The organism is Archangium sp. (assembly GCF_036389735.1).
Classification (GTDB): domain Bacteria; phylum Myxococcota; class Myxococcia; order Myxococcales; family Myxococcaceae; genus Archangium.
In genome coordinates, this window is the sequence record NZ_DASVWK010001150.1 from 1 (window position 1) to 20,066 (window position 20,066).

17 protein-coding genes are annotated in these 20,066 nt (G+C 68.9%); 7 read left to right on the forward strand and 10 right to left on the reverse strand.

Annotated features, from left to right (window positions below):
* The coding region (locus tag VF794_RS41375; protein ID WP_331119518.1) for an exonuclease domain-containing protein at positions 1–2,543 on the reverse strand (2,543 nt) is incomplete at its 3' end.
* Between the two features lie 281 nt (positions 2,544–2,824).
* Between VF794_RS41375 and VF794_RS41380 the strand changes: the two genes are divergently transcribed.
* Positions 2,825–4,363, forward strand: coding sequence for a DUF4173 domain-containing protein (locus VF794_RS41380; protein WP_331119520.1), 1,539 nt, complete (start codon positions 2,825–2,827; stop codon positions 4,361–4,363).
* Positions 4,364–4,424: 61 nt separating this feature from the next.
* On the opposite strand, the gene VF794_RS41385 is transcribed toward VF794_RS41380, so the two are convergent.
* The 5 genes from VF794_RS41385 to trmB form a co-directional block, all read right to left on the reverse strand.
* A complete protein-coding gene (locus tag VF794_RS41385; protein WP_331119522.1) occupies positions 4,425–4,850 on the reverse strand; it encodes a cupredoxin domain-containing protein in 426 nt (141 codons plus the stop codon).
* Between the two features lie 15 nt (positions 4,851–4,865).
* On the reverse strand, positions 4,866–5,744 hold the full coding sequence (locus VF794_RS41390; RefSeq protein WP_331119523.1) for a hypothetical protein: 879 nt from the start codon (positions 5,742–5,744) through the stop codon (positions 4,866–4,868).
* Positions 5,745–6,138: 394 nt separating this feature from the next.
* Complete coding sequence (locus tag VF794_RS41395) at positions 6,139–6,552, reverse strand: hypothetical protein (RefSeq protein ID WP_331119525.1); 414 nt, start codon at positions 6,550–6,552, stop codon at positions 6,139–6,141.
* A gap of 45 nt (positions 6,553–6,597) precedes the next feature.
* Positions 6,598–7,665 carry a diguanylate cyclase gene (locus VF794_RS41400; protein WP_331119547.1) on the reverse strand — a complete coding sequence of 356 codons (1,068 nt, stop codon included), beginning with the start codon at positions 7,663–7,665 and terminating at the stop codon, positions 6,598–6,600.
* Positions 7,666–7,758: 93 nt separating this feature from the next.
* Positions 7,759–8,379, reverse strand: a complete 621-nt coding sequence (trmB, locus tag VF794_RS41405) for a tRNA (guanine-N7)-methyltransferase (RefSeq protein ID WP_331119527.1) — start codon at positions 8,377–8,379, stop codon at positions 7,759–7,761.
* Positions 8,380–8,470: 91 nt separating this feature from the next.
* Here trmB and VF794_RS41410 point away from each other — a divergent pair, with 91 nt between their 5' ends.
* The 6 genes from VF794_RS41410 to VF794_RS41435 all read left to right on the forward strand — a co-directional run bounded on the left by VF794_RS41410 (position 8,471) and on the right by VF794_RS41435 (position 16,775).
* On the forward strand, positions 8,471–9,391 hold the full coding sequence (locus VF794_RS41410; RefSeq protein WP_331119529.1) for a bifunctional riboflavin kinase/FAD synthetase: 921 nt from the start codon (positions 8,471–8,473) through the stop codon (positions 9,389–9,391).
* A gap of 192 nt (positions 9,392–9,583) precedes the next feature.
* A complete protein-coding gene (gene pilB, locus VF794_RS41415) occupies positions 9,584–11,287 on the forward strand; it encodes a type IV-A pilus assembly ATPase PilB (protein ID WP_331119531.1) in 1,704 nt (567 codons plus the stop codon).
* Between the two features lie 42 nt (positions 11,288–11,329).
* A complete protein-coding gene (locus VF794_RS41420; protein ID WP_331119533.1) occupies positions 11,330–12,433 on the forward strand; it encodes a PilT/PilU family type 4a pilus ATPase in 1,104 nt (367 codons plus the stop codon).
* Between the two features lie 53 nt (positions 12,434–12,486).
* Positions 12,487–13,743, forward strand: a complete 1,257-nt coding sequence (locus tag VF794_RS41425) for a type II secretion system F family protein (RefSeq protein ID WP_331119535.1) — start codon at positions 12,487–12,489, stop codon at positions 13,741–13,743.
* Positions 13,730–15,358 carry a two-component system sensor histidine kinase NtrB gene (locus VF794_RS41430; protein WP_331119537.1) on the forward strand — a complete coding sequence of 543 codons (1,629 nt, stop codon included), beginning with the start codon at positions 13,730–13,732 and terminating at the stop codon, positions 15,356–15,358. Before VF794_RS41425 ends, VF794_RS41430 begins: the two co-directional genes overlap by 14 nt.
* A 22-nt stretch (positions 15,359–15,380) precedes the next feature.
* On the forward strand, positions 15,381–16,775 hold the full coding sequence (locus tag VF794_RS41435; RefSeq protein WP_331119539.1) for a sigma-54 dependent transcriptional regulator: 1,395 nt from the start codon (positions 15,381–15,383) through the stop codon (positions 16,773–16,775).
* 28 nt (positions 16,776–16,803) lie between these two features.
* On the opposite strand, the gene VF794_RS41440 is transcribed toward VF794_RS41435, so the two are convergent.
* From VF794_RS41440 to VF794_RS41455, 4 genes are all read right to left on the reverse strand, one after another.
* Positions 16,804–17,571 (reverse strand): ABC transporter permease, encoded by a 768-nt coding sequence (locus tag VF794_RS41440; protein ID WP_331119549.1) that lies wholly within the window; start codon positions 17,569–17,571, stop codon positions 16,804–16,806.
* Positions 17,571–18,533 carry an ABC transporter ATP-binding protein gene (locus VF794_RS41445; RefSeq protein WP_331119541.1) on the reverse strand — a complete coding sequence of 321 codons (963 nt, stop codon included), beginning with the start codon at positions 18,531–18,533 and terminating at the stop codon, positions 17,571–17,573. Before VF794_RS41445 ends, VF794_RS41440 begins: the two co-directional genes overlap by 1 nt.
* A gap of 5 nt (positions 18,534–18,538) precedes the next feature.
* Positions 18,539–19,327, reverse strand: coding sequence for a hypothetical protein (locus VF794_RS41450; RefSeq protein ID WP_331119543.1), 789 nt, complete (start codon positions 19,325–19,327; stop codon positions 18,539–18,541).
* Positions 19,328–19,549: 222 nt separating this feature from the next.
* A partial coding sequence (locus tag VF794_RS41455) for a hypothetical protein (protein ID WP_331119545.1) occupies positions 19,550–20,066 on the reverse strand: 517 nt, incomplete at its 5' end.

The window sequence follows — 20,066 nt, forward strand, 5'->3', positions numbered from 1 at the left end:
TTCTCCTGCCGCGCCGCCAGCGAGCGCCCGTGCCCACGCGACTGCCGCATCACTTCGATGCCCTGTGGCTCCAGCCGTGCCTTCACCTGGTCGCCCACGCGCTCCATCCGCCGCGTCGAGGCGAACAGCCCCAGCACCCGTCCGCCCATCACCTGCGCCAGCCCCGACACGCGCGTCGCGGCCCAGTCGATGAAGGCCTCCTCGTGTGCTCGCGGCGCGTCCGTCACCAGCACCACCAGCGCCTGCTTGCGCAGGTCGAACGGCGTGGGCGCGCGCAGCAACCGGGGCGCGGGAATCCCCTCGTTGCGCCCATCCAGCCCCAGCCGCCCGAGCACGTACGGCATGCGCTCGGTACCGGTGCTCAGCGTGGCCGAGGTCAACACCAGCGAGCGCTTGTGCTGCGCGAAGTCCCGCGACACGTAGGCCGCCACGTTCACCGGCTGCGCGTTCAGGCTCCAGCGCTGCTTGCGAGGCACCGCCGTGGCCGCGTAGCACCGGCCCTCCGCCGGCTCGTCGGACAGCTCGGACGCCAGCGTCGCCAGCTCCTGCACCTCCGAGACGCCTCCGGCCAGCTCGCGCTCCAGCGGCGGAATCTTCACCGCCAGGTCCGGCAATATCTCCGGCAGCCCCACCGTGAGCAGCTTGTGCAGTGTCTGGAGGCACTCGCGCACCTCCAGCAGTCCCTCGCGCACGGGCTCCCACGTGGGGGCGTTGCGGACCTCGGCGGTGATGCGCAGCTCCGGCGCGTACGAGGTGTCGTCCGCGTCCTCGGAGGACGTCGAGGCCGCGGGCTCGCACAGGGCCATCACGCGCTCGCCGAGTGCCCGCGCCGTGGAGCCCACCGAGAGCAGGGCGCTCTCCACCTCGCTCATCAGCACACGGGCCTCCGCGCGCCGCGAGGCGAAGAGGGCCCGCCGCAGCTCGGCGAAGAGACCGCGCCGCCCATCGCGTCCGTGGAGCCGCTCGGTGAGCCGGTTGAAGGCCAGGTCCGACAGCTCCGAGGAGAGCGCGGTGGTGGCCACGTCCTCCACCTCGTGGGCCTCGTCCAGCACCAGGTGGTCCAGCTTCGGGTAGCGCTGGGGCCAGGCGAAGGCGAGCGACTGGTTGATGACGAGCACGTCCGCGTCGCGCGCCTGGGCCACCGCCGAGTGGTAGTAGCAGCGATGGTAATGAGGGCAGCGCTCGCCGAGCGTGGTGGCCGCCTCGGAGCGCACCGCCGGCGCCAGCGCGAGCAGCACGGGGAAGCGCTCGCGGAACCAGTGGCTCAGCCGGTCGAGGTCCCCATCCGGGCTGCGACGCATCAACGAGCGCAGGTAGGCGCGAGGCGCGCGAGCGGCGTGGCCCATGCCGGGCTCCACGCGGGTGACGTCCAGCGCGCGGCGGCGGCAGAGGTAGTTCGTCTGGCCCTTGAGGAGCGTGTACGAGAAGGCGCCGCCGGTGGCGCGGTGCAGGCGGGGCAGGTCCTTCTCGATGAGCTGGTCCTGGAGCGTCTTGGTGTGGGGGGCCACGCCCACCTTGCGCCCATTGCGCGCGGCGAAGAGGGCGGCGGGAGCCAGATACGCGAGCGACTTGCCCGTGCCCGTGCCGGCCTCCACCGCGAGCTGCCCCCCCTCGGAGAGCGTGCGCGCCACGGCCTGGGACATCTCCAGCTGCGCGGGGCGGGCGGCGAAGCCCTCCTGCGCGCTCTCCAGGGCCCCCCCCGGGCCGAGCAGCGCCGACACCTCGTCGGGGCGCACGGGCTCCACCGGGGTGCCCTCGTCCGGCTCGGGAAGGGGCTTCGTTCCGTTGGTGCGCAGGCGCTCGGGGCGGCCGGGGAGGAAGCCCGAGGCCGTCAGCTTCAGCGGGGCGGGGTTGTCCCGGCACAACTTCCACAGCCCGGTGAGCAGCGAGACGAGGGGCACCGCCTCCGCGTCGACCCCTCCCTCCAGTTCCTCCAGCCCGGCCTCGCCGGCTTCGAGCTGCGCGAGCCGCAGCGCGGCGCGGGGATCCAACGTCTCCAGCAGGTCGGCGAGGTCCTCGGCGCGCCCGTCGCGGAGGCAGCCCTCCATGGCGTGCAGGAGCACGGCGTGGGTGGCCTCGCAGTCCGTCATGGCGCGGTGGCGCGAGCGAGGGCCCTTGCCCGCCCAGCGGAGGAGGAACTCCAGCGAGTGGCTGGGCAGCTCCGGGTGCAGGTAGTGCATCAGCTCGCACGAGTCGAGCACCGGGGAGCGGAGGGGGCCGAGCAGGTCCGGGAGGAAGCCCTTCTCGAAGGAGGCGTTGTGGGCCACCACCGTCCAGCCGGCGAGCCTGCGGCGCAGCTCGGGCACCTTGGCCGCGAGCCGGGGCATGTCCGCGAGCATCCCGTCCTCGATACCCGTGAGCCGGCGGATGGTGAGGGGCAGGGGACGCGAGGCGGAGAAGAACTGGACGTACCGGTCCACCACCCGGCCGTTCTCGATGAAGAGGGCACCGAACTCGATGACCTCATCGACGCGCGGATCCAACCCCGTCGTCTCGAGGTCGAGGAACACGTGCCGTGTGAAGAGTTCCGCTGCGCCGCCCATGGGGAAGAGGGCTCAGCCTAACCGCCTTCCGGCGTCGTGCCGAGAAACGGGGCGTGCGGGGTCCGGAGCGGAACGGGTGTGCAGTGAAGTTCCCTCGTGGACTTCACGCGGGGAGGAGCGTGGTTCACCGGCCGCAGACGTGGCGGCGCGGACACACGCGCGCGGGGGTCGCGACCGCTCGGTGACGTGAACCGACCGTTCGGCGTGCGGGCCCTCGTCCGCGCCCCGGATGGGCCCAACCTTGCACAGCACCGCGCGAACTCGCGCTCTCGGAGTCCCGTATGACGACGACCACCACAGGCTTCGCCCTTCCCACCACCGATGCTCCTCCCTCGGCTCCCGCCGTGCCTCGCATGCGCCGGCCCCGCGCGACGCTGCTCGCGGCGCTCGGGCTGGGCCTCTGTGCCGAGGTGCTCTTCGACGGCCCCGCGCTCGGCCTCTCGTTCCCGCTGTTCATCGTGCTCTTCCTGGCGGCGCTGCTCGGGCTCGGAGGCATCGAGGGCTGGCAGCGAGCCCGTCCCAACGCCTGGCTGCTCGTGCCGCTGCTGTTCCTCTCCGGCATGGTGTTCGTGCGCGCGAGCCCGTTCCTCACCACGCTCAACGTGCTCGCCTCGGGCTTCCTGCTGCTGCTCGTCACCCACTTCTGGGCGGCCGGACGGGTGGAGCGGCTCGGGCTGTGGAACTACCCGTTCACCGTGCTCGGCACGTTCCTCCACTCCGTGCTCCTGCCGCCGGGCATCGTGTACTCGGAGGTGGACCTGTCCGCGGCCCGCAAGCAGGTGCCCAGGCTGATGCCGGTGCTGCGCGGCGCGCTGCTCGCCGTGCCCGTCCTGTTCATCTTCACCGCGTTGCTCGTCTCGGCGGACGCGGTCTTCGAGAACGCGGTGGCGCGGGTGCTGTCCTTCGACCTGGGCTTGAGCTTCGTGGACACCCTCGGACGGCTGGTGTTCATCGCGGGCGGCACGTTCGCGGCGCTCGGTCTGCTCGCCCACGCCATGCGGCGGCGCCGCTCGGGGCACGGCGAGGCCGGTGAGACGGAGGTCTCTCCCGCCCTGGCCCGCCTGGGCTTCACCGAGAGCCTCACGCTCCTCGGTCTGGTGGACCTGCTCTTCCTGGGCTTCGCCGCCATCCAGCTCGCCTTCCTCTTCGGCGAGGCGCATCTGCCCTCGGGCCTCACCTATGCGGGGTATGCCCGGCGCGGCTTCTTCGAGCTGCTCACGGTGTCGATGATGACGCTGGGCCTCAGCCTCGCGTTGGCGCGCTGGACGCGGCTCGAGGGCCAGGGACAGCTCACCGCCTTCCGGGTGGCGTGCTCGACGATGGTGGGCCTGGTGCTCGTCATCCTGGCCTCGGCGGTCAAGCGCATGGCCCTCTACGAGTCCGCCTACGGCTACACGCACCTGCGCGTCTACACGCACGTCTTCATGGTGGCGCTGGCCGGGGTGCTCGTCTGGCGCGCGGTGACGCTGTGGTGGCGCCCGGAGCGCTTCGCCATCGGCGCCTTCGTCGGGGCGCTCGGCTTCGTCGCCGCGCTCAACGTGCTCAACCCCGATGCCTTCATCGCCCGCGGCAACCTCGCGCGCTCCGTGGAGGGCTCCACGCTGGACGAGTCCTATATGGTGCTGTCGCTCTCCGAGGACGCGGCGCCCGAGCTCGCCGCGCACCTGGCCCTCGCGCCCGCGGACGGCACCTTCGCGCGCAACGTCCGCGACATGTTCTGCCGCTTCTCCGAGCCGATGCCGGGGGGCTGGCCGGCCTTCCATCTCGCGCGCCACCGCGCCGCGAAGCTGGGCCAGCCTGTCTCGTGCCCGGGGAACTGAATACACGAAGGGGGCCCCCACACCGCGCGGGTGTGGCCGGGCCCCCTCGGTGCGGCGGGACTCAATCCACCATGAACACGCCGCTGATCATCTTCCCCATGGCGCAGCCGTAGACGAGCTTGCCCGTCTTGGTGGGGGTGAAGGCCACCTCCACCGGCTGGTTCAGGGGGAGCGCGGTGTTGATGCCGTACTCGTCGAGGACGATCTCGTTCGCGCAGGTGTGCTCGGTGGTCCGCGTCAGCACCAGCTTCACGGGCTCGCCCTGCTTGAGGGTGATGGGGCTCGGCTCGTAGCCCTTCTCGGTGACGGAGAGGGCAATGGTGCGCGGCTCCCCGGGCTTCGCCGGCTGGGCGGCCGCGGCGGTGGGCTGCTGCGCCGGCGTGGGCTCCGCCGGCTTCGAGTCCTTGGTGCAGCCCTGGGCGCTCACCACGGCCGCGGCCAGCGTGAGGGCCAACAGCGGCTTGATGATTCGAGAGAAGAAGGGCATCGGCGTTCCTCGCGGTTACTCGTTCTGGCTGGCGTCGTCCAGCCCGGCCTCGTTGGACAGGTCCGCCTCCGGGTCATCCGACGCGGAGAAGCGCACCAGCGCATGCAGGGGGATGAACACCTCGTGTCCGTCCTGGCCGACGATGAGGTCGAACCGCCCCACCACCCGCAGCTCCTCCTCCAGCACGATGCCGTTGCGCAGCGTGAGCCGCACGCGCTCACCCTGGTGGGCGAGGAAGGGGCGGGGATCCGAGAACGGGCGCTTGTCCGGTTGGCGCGCGACGTTGGCGGGCTTCTGGGCCAGCTTCGGATCGCGCTCGAGCTGGGGCGTGAGCAGCTCCCAGTCCGACCGGCGGGTGATCATGACGATCTGGAGCTTCTCCAACCGGCCGCTGCGGGTCAGCAGCAGGGAGATGGGCTCCACGGTGGACAGGGTGTCGAGCACGGTACGCTCGCCCAGCACCACGGCCAGCTCCGTCTTGGACTCCAGGAGCCCGTTGATGAAGGCGCCCACCGAGGTGTCATCCACCTCGCCGCGGGCCTGCTTCACGGCCGCCTTGCGCTGGGTGCGCTCCTTGCGCGCGAGGAACTCGGCAACGGACAGGCCACTCTGGAGCACGCCGAAGCCGTCCGGCAGCGACAGTCCGGGGTTCTGGCTCATCAGCGCGTACACCTGATCGAAGCGCTTGGCCTCCTCGGCATGCAGCTTGCGCCAGATGCGGCACTTCATCTTCCCCTCGAGCTCGCCCTTGGCGATGCGCGCCGGGACATGCTCCTTGGTGGCCAGCGCGAGGATCTGCTCGGGCGTGGGAGGAGGGCGGGGCGTCCTCGGGCGGCCGAAGCCACCGCTGGACCGGGCCCCCATCGAGCCCGCGCCGGGCGGACGACCGGCCATGGGGCCGGAGCGTGGCACGGAGGGGGAGGGCGAGACGGTCCTCGGCAGGACAGGGGCCGGGGAGACCACCGGAGCGGCCGGAGGGGCCGGGTCCGTCGAGGCCGTGGGGGCGGGCCGGGGCGTGGGCCGCGGCGACACGCCGACCGAGGGGCCAGGCGTGACGGGCGATGGCGCCGGCGAGGGGGTCGCCGACGGGGTTGGAGTCGGTACGGGCCTCGGGCTGGGAGTGGGCCGAGGGGTGGCGGAGGTGGTGGGTGCGGAGGTCGGCGCAGGGGTGCCAGGAGCGGCGGCCGGGCGCCGGATGACCTCGACTGCGGGTACGACCCGCCGTGTCTTCCGATCGTTCACGTTATTAACATACCCGATGCGCGAGCGGCCTGGGGGAGGCCAGTGCTCACGGCTGCTGGAGAGACTCCGTAAGGTCTACCTTCCATCCGGACGGTTCGCGAACCATTCGGACCTGACTCTTTCCGATCGAGGAAACCACCCCCACCTTCGCCACGTCCCCTTCCTCGCTCAAGAGAGTGACTTCCGTAACATCGGCGGGGGGAGGAACATTCGCGAAGAAGAAGGCTAGCGGATCCGCCTTCACCGCGCCTCCGGAAGACTTCGCCACCGTCTCGGCCTGGGCCTGGAGCGCCTCCTGGGTGGGCTTGGAGAGCGTGGCATAGGCCAGCTTGTACTCCCCGCGCTGCACCGCCCGGTGGAAGGTCTGGTAGGACTTCACCGGCGTCTCGTAGCTGGGTCGGTTGCAACCACCGAGGGCCAGCAGGACCAGCAGCAGGGGCATCGCGGGCAGCAGGCGCATGGTCCTGCCATGTAGGCCAAAGCGTGGCGCTCGCCAAGGGGAGTGTCACTCCCCCTGATACTGGCGAACGCAATTCCGGCCGGCCCCCTTGGCCTCGTAGAGGCAGGTATCCGCCGCGCGCAGCAACTCCTCCATGGTCGCCAGGCTCTGGGCGGGGACGCTGGCCACCCCGAGTGACGCGGTGACCTGCACGGACTTGCGCGTGCCGTCCTGGGCGCGGTGCTCCAACTGGATGGCGGCGATGGCCTCACGCACGCGCTCGCACGCCCCCATCGCCTCCTTGGGCCCCGTCTCGGGCAGCAGGGCGATGATCTCCTCGCCGCCGTAGCGGGCCACGAAGTCCACCTCGCGCAGCTTGCCGCGCACCGTGCGGGCCACCACGCGCAGCACCTCGTCCCCGAAGGGGTGCCCGTAACCGTCGTTGAGCCGCTTGAAGTGGTCGATGTCCATCATCACCAGCGACAGCGGCGAGCGGTAGCGCGTGGAGCGGGCGAACTCCTCGGTCAGCCGCTCCTCGAAGTAGCGGCGGTTGTGGAGGGTGGTGAGCGCGTCCGTGCGGGTGAGGGCCAGCAGCTCCTCGCGCTTCTGGGCCAGCTCCTTGTTGGCCCGGTCCAGCTCGCGGTTCTTGTGGTCCAGCTCGCGGTTCTTCTCCAGGACGGCGTCCTGGAGCGCCTTGAGGCGCAGCATGGACTTCACCCGCGCGGACAGCTCCAGCATGTCGAAGGGCTTGACCAGGTAGTCGTCGGCCCCCAGCTCCAGGCCCTCGATCTTCCCCGCCGCCTGCCGCGCAGTCACCAGGATGATGGGGATGAAGCCGAAGCCGCCCTCGCCACCATTGGCCTTGATGATGCGGCACACCTCCACCCCACCCAGCCGCGGCATCTCCACGTCCATGATGATGAGGTCCGGCCTCACCTCGCGCAGCGAGCGCAGCGCCTCGGTGCCATCGTTGGCCTCGCGGAAGCGGTAGCCATGGGCGGCCAGGCCCTCGCGCACGTGGCGGATGTTGGCCGGCTCGTCGTCCACGAGCAGGATGGTCCGGTCCGCCAACGAGTTCGCGGACGCGACGCGACGGGTCGTCTCTCCCATGGTTCTGATCGCCCCATCCGACATGTTGCTGCCACCCATCGCCCCGACCACCGGGGGGAGCTGATTCTTCCCCGGAAGCGGGATGACTGCCAAGTCACCCCCCTGCCCGGGTGCTCCTCAGGCGGGTTTGCGCAGTCGGCCGCGGTACACGGGCTCGCCGCTGGCGAGGTAGCGCCGCTCGCGCGTGGAGGGGACCTCCTCGGGGTCATAAGGGTGGAACACACCCTGGCCGAGCGGATTGACGAAGCCGGCCTCCTCGAGGATGGCCAGCATGGACTCGCCCCGGTCCTTCACGTCGGTGCGCATGTCGAAGAGGCCCCCGGGTTTCATCCGGTCCAGCAACAGCCTGGCGAAGTCGGGCTGGATGACGGCGCGCTTGAAGTGGGCGCGCTTCCACCACGGGTCGGGGAACTGGAGGTGGACGACGTCCAGCGAGCCCGGAGCGAAGATGCGCGGCACGATGAAGCGCGCATCGCCCTCGATGACGCGCAGGTTGTGCAGGCCCATCTTGTTGCCGCGGTCCAGGGTGTCGCGCGCGTACTTCTTGCGCCACTCGAAGGCGACGAAGCGCGCCTGGGGGTTGCGGCGACAGTACTCCAGGGCATGTCCGCCAGCGCCGGAGCCGATCTCCAGCTCCAGGGGGCCGGAGAAGCCGAACTCCGCGTCCCAGTCGGGAGGCGTATCGAGGCCGGCCAGGTGCAAGCCGACGGGTTCAGGGAGGAGGCGGGGGCGAGCCATGACGGATGAGTAACGCTGGGGCGCCTCTTCTCATGGGCCAGGGCGGTCTGGCCAGGGCAAAGCGACGGCATTGGCGGTATACCGACGTCCCATGAAGGTCTTCCATGGAGTGACGGAGGCGCGGGAGCTGGCCGGTTGTGCCCTCGCGCTGGGCAACTTCGACGGCGCCCACCTGGGTCACCAGGCCCTCTTCGCCGAGGCACGGCGTCACGGTCCCCCCGCCGCCGCGCTCACCTTCCAGCCCCATCCCGGCAAGGTGCTCCAGCCGGAGCTGGCCCCCAAGCTGATCACGCTGCTGCCGCGCAAGCTGGAGCTCTTCGAGGCCTGCGGCCTGGACGCGGTGGTGGTGCAGCCCTTCACGCGGGAGTACGCCCGCAGCTCGCCGCGCGACTTCGAGGCCTCGCTATTGGACGTGCTGGGCGCGCGCCACCTCGTGGTGGGCTACGACTTCACCTATGGCGCCGCTCGCGCCGGCACGGTGGAGACGCTGCGCGCGGCGGCCTCCGCCCGAGGGGGACAGGTGTACGTGGTGCCCCCCGTCACGGTGGACGGCGTGGTGGCCTCGTCCTCCAAGGTGCGCGAGTACATCCTCGAGGGCCGGGTGAGTGCCGCGCAGCGCCTGCTGGGGCGGCCCTTCGATCTGGACGGCACCGTCGTCACCGGGCATGGCCGCGGCCGGGGCATCGGCTTTCCCACCGCCAACGTGGACACCCAGAACGAGCTGCGCCCCGCCGCCGGGGTGTACGCCATCCGCGTCCGCTTCCCGGGCGAGCCGCAGTGGCGCCCCGGAGTGGCCAACATCGGTGTCAAACCCACCTTCGGTGTCAACGAGGTCACCATCGAGGCGCACCTCTTGGACTTCACCGGGGACCTGTACGGCAAGGAATTGAGGGTCCAGTTCCTTGAAAGATTGCGTCCGGAGCGGCGTTTTGGGTCGGTTGCAGAACTGGTAGGTCAGATCAAGCGGGATGTCGAGGCTGCTCGGACGGTCATCGCCCGGGCAGCCGATTGAAATTTTGCGAGTGGATTCAACGGGTTGCCGAGAGAGCATGCCACTCACGGTGCCTTGACAGGCTCGCGTGTCGCTTCCTTTAATCCCGAAGTCTCATGCGCTCGTACTTCCGCGCATCGTTTTCTGGTGTCCGTCCGCGTGTTGGTGGCGCGGCGGGTGCCATTCAGTCCTTTCAACGCTCGAGGCCTCTGAATGTCCGGTCGACTTGGTGAACTGCTGGTTCGCGAGAACCTCATTTCCGTCCAGCAGCTGCGCAAAGCCCAGGAGGAGCAACAGAAGAACGGCACGCGCATTGGCACTGCCCTCATCAAGACGGGAGCCATCGATGAGTCCAAGCTCACCGATTTCCTCTCGAAGCAGTACGGCGTGCCCGCCATCAACCTGAAGGACTTCGACATCGACGCGGAGATCATCAAGCTGGTGCCGAAGGAAGTGGCACTCAAGCACCTGGTGGTCCCCGTCAACCGCGCGGGCCCCTCGCTGATCGTCGCCATGTGCGATCCGTCCAATATCTACGCGGTGGACGATCTGAAGTTCCTCACCGGCTACAACATCGAGCCGGTGGTCGCCTCGGAGATCTCCATCCGCGAGGCCATCGAGCGCTACTACGCCGACAAGGGTCCGGACATGAACGCCCTGGTCGACGAGATGGCCGAGGACATCGAGGTGGCCAAGGAGGAGGAGGAGGGCAACATCGAGGAGATGGCCCGCGCCGCGGACGACGCGCCCGTCGTCAAGCTGGTGAACCTCATCCTCCAGGACGCCATCAAGAAGGGGGCCTCGGATATCCACGTCGAGCCCTACGAGAAGGACTTCCGGGTTCGCTTCCGGATCGACGGCTCGCTCTACGAGGTGATGCGCCCGCCGATGAAGCTGCGCAACGCCATCACCAGCCGTCTGAAGATCATGGCGAACCTCGACATCTCCGAGCGCCGCCTGCCGCAGGACGGTCGTATCAAGATCAAGCTGGCCGGTGGCAAGGAGATGGACTTCCGCGTGAGCGTGTGCCCCACGCTCTTCGGCGAGAAGGTGGTGCTCCGCCTCCTGGACAAGTCCAACCTCCAGCTGGACATGACGAAGCTGGGCTTCGATCCCCAGCCGCTGGCCTGGTTCAAGGAGGCCATCGAGCGTCCCTACGGCATGGTGCTGGTGACGGGCCCCACGGGCTCGGGCAAGACGACGACGCTGTACTCGGCGCTCGCGATGCTCAACCAGATCGACACCAACGTCGCCACCGCCGAGGACCCGGTCGAGTTCAACTTCGCCGGCATCAACCAGGTGCAGATGCACGAGGACATCGGCCTGAACTTCGCCGCGGCCCTCCGCTCCTTCCTCCGTCAGGACCCCGACATCATCATGATCGGTGAGATCCGTGACTTCGAGACGGGCGAAATCGGCGTCAAGGCGGCGCTCACGGGCCACCTGGTGCTCTCCACGCTGCACACCAACGACGCCCCCGGCACGGTCAGCCGTCTGCTCAACATGGGCATCGAGCCCTTCCTCGTGACGGCCTCGCTCAACCTGATCCTCGCCCAGCGTCTGGCGCGCCGTCTGTGCGCGGCCTGCAAGCGCCCGGCGGAGAACGTGGACGAGCAGGCCCTCATCAACGCGGGCGTGCCTCCGGAGAAGATCGGCACCTTCACCCTGTACGAGAAGGTCGGCTGCCGCGACTGCAACGACCGTGGCTACCGCGGCCGCGTCGCCGTGTACGAGGTCATGCCCTTCTGGGACGGCCTCAAGGAGCTGGTCATCAACGGCGCCTCCTCCGCCGAGCTCAAGCAGGAGGCCATCCGCCTCGGCATGAGCTCGCTGCGCATGTCGGCCCTGGCGAAGATGATGGACGGCGTCACCACGCTGGATGAAGTGGTGGCCAATACCGCCCCCGACCGCTTCTAGTACCCTCCTGCGCTACACCCCCTTACCCGAAGGACGGTCTTCGTGAATCTGCATCAGCTGCTCAAGGCGATGGTCGAGAAGGGCGCTTCCGACCTCCACATCACCACCGGCTCCCCGCCCCAGCTCCGCGTGGACGGCGAGCTGGTGCCGCTCAAGACGGCCCAGCTCACCCCGGTGGAGACCAAGCAGCTCTGCTACTCCATCCTCACGGACGCCCAGAAGCACAAGTTCGAGGAGGAGAACGAGCTCGACCTGTCCTTCGGCGTGAAGGGTCTGTCCCGCTTCCGCGCCAACATCTACATGCAGCGTGGCGCGGTGGCCGGGGCCTTCCGCACCATTCCCTTCAAGATCCTCACCTTCCAGGAGCTGGGCCTTCCCCCGGTGGTGGGTGAGCTGGTGAAGCGGCCGCGCGGCCTCATCCTGGTGACGGGCCCCACGGGCTCGGGCAAGTCCACCACGCTGGCCTCGATGGTCGACAAGATCAACACCGACCGTCATGAGCACATCATGACGATCGAGGATCCGATCGAGTACCTGCACCCGCACAAGAACTGCCTGGTGAACCAGCGCGAGGTGGGTGCGGACACGCGCAACTTCAAGACGGCGCTCAAGTACATCCTCCGCCAGGATCCGGACGTGGTGCTGGTGGGCGAGCTGCGAGACCTGGAGACCATCGAGGCGGCGCTCGTCATCGCCGAGACGGGTCACACCTGCTACGCCACGCTGCACACCAACAGCGCGGTGCAGACCATCAACCGGGTGCTGGACGTGTTCCCGCCCTACCAGCAGCCGCAGGTGCGCGCGCAGCTGTCCTTCGTGCTCGAGGGCGTGATGAGCCAGTCGCTCATCGCCAAGGCGGGCTCCCCGGGCCGCGTGCTGGCGCTGGAGGTGATGATCCCCAACCCCGCCATCCGCAACCTCATCCGTGAGGACAAGGTCCACCAGGTGTACTCGGCGATGCAGGTGGGTCAGGCCAAGTTCGGCATGCAGACCTTCAATCAGGCCCTGGCGGCGCTGCTGATGCGCCGGCTCATCACCCAGGACGAGGCTTTCGGCCGCTCCAGCGACGCCGACGAGCTGCGCAACATCCTGGCCAGCGGCGGTGGAACGCCTGGTCAGCGGCCGGCCGGGCCTCCCGGTCGCTAATTCGCGAAATTTGAGCGTGAGGATAGACTCACGCACCCCCTTCGGAGGGCTGTATGGCGGCAACGGCGACCCAGAAATCCGCACCATCCAAACAGAAGAATACGGCTCAGTTCCTCTGGGAGGCCAAGACCAAGTCTGGCGAGACCAAGAAGGGCGAGATGGAGGCCTCGGACATCGAGGCCGTCAACGCGCGCCTCAAGTCGCTGGGCCTCAATCCGGTCAAGGTCCGACGCAAGGGCCTGCTCGACTCGGACCTGAACATCAACATCGGCTCGGCCGTCACGGGTAAGGACATCCTCGTCTTCACCCGTCAGTTCGCGACGATGATCGACGCGGGTCTGCCGCTGGTGCAGTGCTTGGACATCCTCGGCAGCCAGATGGACAACCCGGCCTTCCGCAAGGTCGTGTTCGCCATCAAGAACAAGGTGGAGCAGGGCTCCACCTTCGCGGACGCGCTGGCCGACCACCCCAAGGTGTTCGACGAACTCTTCGTCCAGCTGTGCGCCGCCGGTGAAGTGGGCGGTATTCTCGACAACATCCTCAACCGGCTCGCCAACTACCGCGAGAAGAACGAGAAGCTCAAGCGCAAGGTCAAGGGCGCGATGACCTACCCGGCCATCGTGTTGTTGGTGGCCTTCGGCGTGACGGCGCTGCTGCTCCTCAAGGTGACGCCGACGTTCGCGAAGATGTTCGCGGACTTCGGTCAGGCGCTGCCCGGCCCCACCCAGTTCGTGGTGGACCTGTCCGAGTGGCTCCAGAACTACATCTTCCACGCCGCGGGCATCATCGCGGCGGTGGTGGTCTCCTTCACCTACACCTACCGGCACCCCCAGGGACGCCGCTTCCTGGACAAGGCGTTCCTGCTGGCGCCCATCCTCGGGCCCGTCATCCGCAAGGTGGCCGTGGCGCGCTTCACCCGTACGCTCGGCACGATGATCTCCTCGGGCGTGCCCATCCTGGACGCGCTGGACGTCACCGCGAAGACGGCCGGTAACCGCTCGGTGGAAGAGGCCATCTACTACGTGCGCGGGAAGATCGCCGAGGGCAAGAACATCGCCGGCCCGCTGCTGGAGACGAAGGTGTTCCCGCCCATGGTGGTGCAGATGATCGGCGTGGGCGAGGCCACGGGCGCCATGGACACGATGCTCAACAAGATCGCCGACTTCTACGACGACGAGGTGGACACGGCGGTCGCGGGCCTCACGGCGATGATCGAACCGCTGATGATGGTGTTCCTCGGCGGCGTGGTCGGTGGCTTCCTCATCGCGATGTACCTGCCCATCTTCGCCATCGCCGGTGCCGTCAAGTAGCGTCGGCGAGCTGGTCCTCGCCGGCCGGCCGGAGGCGGATACCCTCCGCACCCGGCTGGTCTGGCTCACCGTGTTCCGGACGGTGGCCGTCAGCCTGTCGCTGGTGGCCATCGCCGCCCGGCTCCTCCTCCAGCCCGTGGAGGAGCTGAGCAGCACGGATGTGCTGTCCTTCGTCATCATCGGGCTCGTCTACGTCTTCACCCTGGTGTACGGCCTCATGCTGCGCGGGGGCCGGGTGGACCGGGTGGCGGCGGTCATCCAGGTGGCGGGCGACCTGGTCATCGCCTCGATGCTCGTCTTCCTCACGGGCGTCGGGGACAGCCCCTTCACCTTCACCTACCTGCTGGCCGTCATCGGCGCGAGCATCCTGCTGGATGGCCGGGGAGCGCTCGTCTCCGCGGGCGCCGGGGCGCTCGCCTACGCGATGCTGCTGGTGGCGGTGAAGTACGGCTGGCTGGAACCGCCCATGGGTTTCGTGCCGCTCAGCCGGCAGCGCATCGTCTTCCTGCTGGTCAGCAACCTGCTGGCGCTCTTCCTCATCGCCGCGCTGGCGGGCTTCCTGTCGCGCCAGCTCTCCGCGGCGGGAGGCCAGCTCTCCGAGCGCGAGGCGGACCTCAAGAAGCTGGACAACCTCCAGCGGCAGATCCTGGCCTGCATGCCCTCGGGGCTCATCACCAGCGACGAGGCGGGGCTCGTCACCTTCGTCAACCGGGCCGCCAGCTCCATCCTGTCCCTGGAGCCTCGGCTGCCGCGGGGCACCTCGGTGGAGTCCCTGCTGCCGGGGGCGCTGGCGTCGGACGGCCGCCTGCGCCGCCGCGAGCTGACGGTGCAGACGCCGGCCGGCCTGCGCACGCTCGGGCTGACGGTGACGGGGCTGGAGTTCGGTGGGGGAGGGGGCACGCTCATCGTCTTCCAGGATCTCACCGAGCTGCGACGCATCGAGGAGGACCTGAAGCGCGCGGACCGGCTGGCGGCCCTGGGGACGCTGTCCGCCCAGCTCGCCCATGAAATCCGCAACCCGCTGGCCGCCATGCGCGGCTCGGCGCAGCTGCTCGTGCAGGACCCCAGCACGGACCCGACCTCGGCCAAGCTGGTGCAGATCCTCCTGCGGGAGTCGGATCGGCTCTCCAAGCTGGTGGAGGACTTCCTGCGCTTCGCCCGCCCGCCGCCCCCGGAGAAGCAGGAGCAGGCGTTGGAGGTGCTGGTGGCGGAGACGGTGGACATGCTGAGGGTGGATCCCATCGCCCAGCAGGTCCAGGTGGAGACGGTGCTGGCGCCGGTGCGTGCGCCGGTGGACGCGGATCAGCTCCGGCAGGTGCTCATCAACCTGCTGCGCAACGCCTTCCAGGCCGCTGGCCAGGAGGGACTGGTGCGCGTGACGCTGGAGGCCGACGAGGAGTGGGCCCTGCTGCGCATCTGGGACTCGGCGGGTAGCATTCCCGCCACGGACCTGTCACGCATCTTCGAGCCCTTCTTCAGCACCCGGGAGGGTGGCACCGGGCTGGGGCTGTCCACGGCGTACTCCATTGTGCGTGCACATGGTGGCAACATCCGCGTGCGTTCCTCGCCGAGCGAGGGCACGGAGTTCCTCATCCAGCTTCCAGTGCGGGGTTGAGGGGAGAAGGGAGAGCCTGGTCGTGCACATCCTGGTGGTGGATGACGAGCTGTCGATGCGGGAGTTCCTGGAGGTGCTGCTCACCCGAGCGGGCTACCAGGTGACGTGCGCGGACAGCGTGCCGGCGGCCAGGGCGGTGCTGGGCTCGCCGGGGGTGGATCTGGTCATCACCGACATGAAACTGGGGACCTCGCAGAGCGGCATGGACGTGCTGCGCGCGGCGCGGTCCCTGGAGGATGCGCCCGAGGTCATCGTCATCACCGCCTTTGGCACGGCGGCCTCGGCGGTGGAGGCGATGCGCGAGGGCGCGTACGACTACATCGGCAAGCCCTTCGACAACGAGGAGCTGAAGCTGCTGGTGCAGAAGGCGCTGGAGAAGCGCACGCTGCGCCGGGAGAACGTGTCGCTGCGCGAGCACCTGGTGCCCGGGGCGGGCATGGTGGGCGTGGGGCGCAGCGAGCGGATGCGCGCGGTGTGGAGTCTCGTGGAGAAGGTGGCGCCCACGCGCTCCACCGTCCTCATCCACGGGGAGAGCGGAACGGGCAAGGAGCTCATCGCCAAGGCCATCCACCTCAAGAGCCCGCGCGCCGGCCAGCCCTTCCTCCCCGTCAACTGCGCGGCCCTCAACGAGGGCGTGCTGGAGAGCGAGCTCTTCGGCCACGTGAAGGGGGCCTTCACGGGCGCCACCCACGAGCGGCCGGGCCTGCTCGCCCACGCGGGGGAGGGGACGGTCTTCCTGGACGAGATTGGTGAGATCCCTCCCTCCACCCAGGTGAAGCTGCTGCGCGTGCTGCAGGAGAAGAAGGTGAAGCCGGTGGGCAGTTCCTCGGAGGTGCCCTTCCAGGCGCGCGTGGTGGCGGCCACCAACCGCCGCCTGGAGGCCGAGGTGAAGGCGGGCCGCTTCCGGGAGGACCTCTTCTACCGCCTCAATGTGATCACCTTGGAGCTGCCGGCGCTGCGCGAGCGGGTGGGGGACATCCCGCTGCTGGCCGAGCACTTCCTCGAGCGCCAGCGCAAGGAGCTGGGGCGGCCGGCGCTGCACTTCTCCCCGGAGGCGATGGCCGTGCTGTCCGCCTACGCCTTCCCGGGCAACGTGCGCCAGCTGGAGAACATCGTCGAGCGCGCGGCCACGCTGGCGGACGGGGACATGCTGACGCTGGCCTCGCTGCCTCCCACGCTCCGGGGAGAGCCAGTGCCCGCCGCCGCGGCCACGCCCGTGGAGGGCGACGTGCCGCTCCGTTCGGGCTTCTCGCTGGAGCACCACCTGGATGATGCGGAGCGGCGCTACCTGCTGGCCGCCCTGTCCCAGGCGGGCGGGGTGAAGACGCGGGCGGCGGAGCTGCTCGGCCTGACGTTCCGCTCCTTCCGCTACCGCCTGGCCAAGCACGGCCTGTCCGAGCGGGAGGACGAGGCCTGAACCCCGGCGCCCCCGCCCGGGGGGCGCTTCAGCGGAAGTCGCGCCGGTTGAAGAGGATGACGGCCAGCGACACCAGCACGCCGGTATAGGCCATGGCATACGCGGCCGACGACAGCAGCTCCGTGCTGGTGACGGTCACGTAGTACGTCGCGTGCGGACGGTAGTTGAGCTTCGACAGGTCCGGCAGCAGGTAGTACACGGCCTCGCCCAGCGTCTGCACCGCGCCGCTCTTGGACTTGCCAGCCAGCTTGTAGATGTCCGAGGCCAGGTTCCCCGCGACGTAGACGCTGACGGTGACGAATGCGGACACCATCTGGCTGGAGAAGCTGGACATCAGGAAGCCCACGCCGCTGAGCACCCACAGCTCGAACCACAGCATGCTCACCGCCGCCACGTGCGCGGAGGTGATGGGGCTCTTGTAGAAGGCCATCATCAGGAAGAAGAGCGCGGCCATGGCCAGCTGCAGCACCGTGACGGTGAGCATGTTGCCCAGCAGCCGGCCCACCAGGAAGGCGCCGCGCGAGATGGGCTTGGACACCATCAGGAAGATGGTGCGCCGCTCGATCTCCCGCGAGATGAGCCCGCTGGAGAGGAAGATGGTGAGCAGCACGAGCATCAGGCTCATGGCTCCCAGGCCCACGTCGGTGAGGACGCGGTCGAACGTATTGACCGTGACCTCCAGCACGAGTGTGGTGGACAGCAGCATGGCGATCGCGAAGATGCCCACCAGGAGGGTGACCCGGTTGCGCCGGGCCTCCCGGAAACCATTGAGCGCCAGGGCGACGAACGGACCCATCACGAAATCTCTCCTCCGACGGGACCCTGCCGCGCCTCTTCGAGCGCGCGCAGGAACAGCTCTTCCAACGAGAAACGGGCGGGCTGGAGCTGGGTGACCCGGCCATTGTGCTCCAGGATCTGCTTGAGCAGGCGTTGCGCATCCGCATCGCGCACCCGCAGCAGCACCCGGTTCTCCAGCGTCTGGGACTTCTCCAGCTCGATGCCCATCGTCTGGATGCGCTCCAGCGGCAGCCCTTCCACGGTCATCTCCATGTGCGTGGCCTGCGAGCTGACGAGCTCGGCCACGCTGCCCTCGCGCACCCGCCGGCCACCCACCAGCACGGCCACCCGGTCACAGAGCGCTTCCACGTCCGGGATGATGTGCGTGCAGAAGAGGATGGTGGTGCCGCGCTGGCGCTCCTCGAGGATGAGGTCGCGGATCTGTCGGCGGCCCACGGGATCCAATCCCGAGGTGGGCTCGTCCAGGATGAGCAGGTCCGGCTTGGACACCAGGGCCTGCGCCAGCGCCACGCGCTGCACCATGCCCTTGCTGTAGCGGCGGATTTGCAGGTTGGCGGCGCGCTCCATCTGCACCATGCCGAGCACCTCGGAGACCCGGGTGTCGAGCTCCTTGCCGCTCATGCCCGCAAGCCGTCCCGACAAGGTGACGAACTCGCGGCCGGTGAGGTACTCGTACGGGGCCGGGTTCTCCGGCACGTAGCCCACGCGTCGGCGCGCTTCCTTTTGGGTCGGCGGCATCCCGAAGAGCCGGGCCTCGCCCTCGGAGGGCTGCACCAGGTTCATGAGGATCTTGATGGTGGTGGACTTGCCGGCGCCGTTGGGCCCCAGCAGTCCATACACCTGGCCCGGCATGAGCGAGAGGTCCAGCGACTGGAGGGCGCGGACCTGCCGGTTCATGAAGAAGCCGAGCCGATACGTCTTGGAGAGGTTTCGGATCTCGATGGGTGTGGGAGAAGCCATGGGGGTCACTGCTCCACCTGCTGTTGCCACTGCGCACCACGGTTGTCCGCGGTGTAGATTTCGAGTCTGCGCTGCTGCGTCTCGGAGTAGGCGCGCGCGTCGGCACCGATGAAGAAGCCGCCGCCCTTGGGGTCGTGCGGGGGCTGCTCCAGCAGGCCCAGCCACAGCAGCGTCTGGATGTCGGGCGGGGCCACGCCGAAGCGCTCCTGGTACTGTCCGATGGCGGCATCCACGCGCCGCAGCTCTCCTTCCATCTCCAGGTCTCGCACGCGCTGAATGAACATCTCCCGCGTGGCCGGATCCTCCGCGGAGTCCGCCAGGGAGCGCGCCAGCGCGAGGCCCGCATCCACGGCACCCGACTGGGCATAGAGGCGGGTGGCCAGGGGGGCCAGGTACGAGGGCGCGCCCGGCAGCTTCGAGGCGCGCTCCACCACCTGGGCGGCCTCATGGTACTGCTTGTGGAAGGCGCTCAGGTTGTAGGCCAGCAGCACGTTCATCTCGAGGTCATCGGGGAAGAGCGGCAGGCCCTTGCGCAGGATGCGTGTGGACTCCTCGGTGTTGACCCAGGTCTCGCGCCCCAGGTTGGTGGGCAGCACCCCGGCGGCGAACCCGTAGACGGAGACGAACTTCGGATCCAGATCCGTGATGAGGTCCGCGTAGGGGTAGACGTCCCGGTACTCCTCGGCTCCCCGAGCGCTGCCAGTGGCCTGGATGAGCTGGAGCCAGAAGTAGTCCGCGACGAGCTGAAGGTGACCTCGACCCACCAGCCGGAGCACCTCCTGTCGGGGCAGCATCGGCTCCTGGTGCGGGCCCCGCGGTGGCTTGCGCGGAGGCGTCGCGAGCAGGAAGAGGGCGGTCAGACAGAAGAGGCCAACCAGAAAGGCAGGCAGGGAGGTTCGCGACGACATAGGCGGCACGAAAACAAAAAGGGCACCCGGATTTATGCCCGGATGCCCTTGAAGATTCAACCGCTGACAGGCCGAGAGGCTGGCCAGCGGCCAGACATCAGGAGCGACTTACTTGTCGCAGTCGACGTCGTTGTAGTTCAGGAAGGGCGAGCCGGCGACGGCCATCTTCTCGTCGGCGTTGCCGCACAGGGCGCTGGCGGAAGCGTCGGACGTGGAGATGTACCAGGTGTCGAAGCCCGTGCCCTCGTTGTCGACGTTACCGGCGGCGACCGCGTCGATGTTGCAGCCCGGGCAGGCCTCGGTGGAACGGCCCGGCTTCAGGGGGGGGAAGCCCGTGCCCACGTGCTTGATACCACCCAGGGCGGCGGCGGTCGGCTGCGCGGTGGCGCCCTTGAACTTGCCGGCGTCAACCTCGATGCAGTTGGCGGTGCTCAGGTCGGTGATGGCCGACTCACCGCGAACCTCGCAGGTCTTGTTCTGGCCGAAGTAGTAGGCATAGCGGTTGCCGCGCTCGGGGGCGTAACCGATGATCTTGACGTCCTCCTCGTAGCGGTCCTTCTCCTGGAGGAAGGCGCGCTGCGTGGTGAACCAGGCCTTGAGGTTGGCCTTGGCCTCGCCCTGCTTG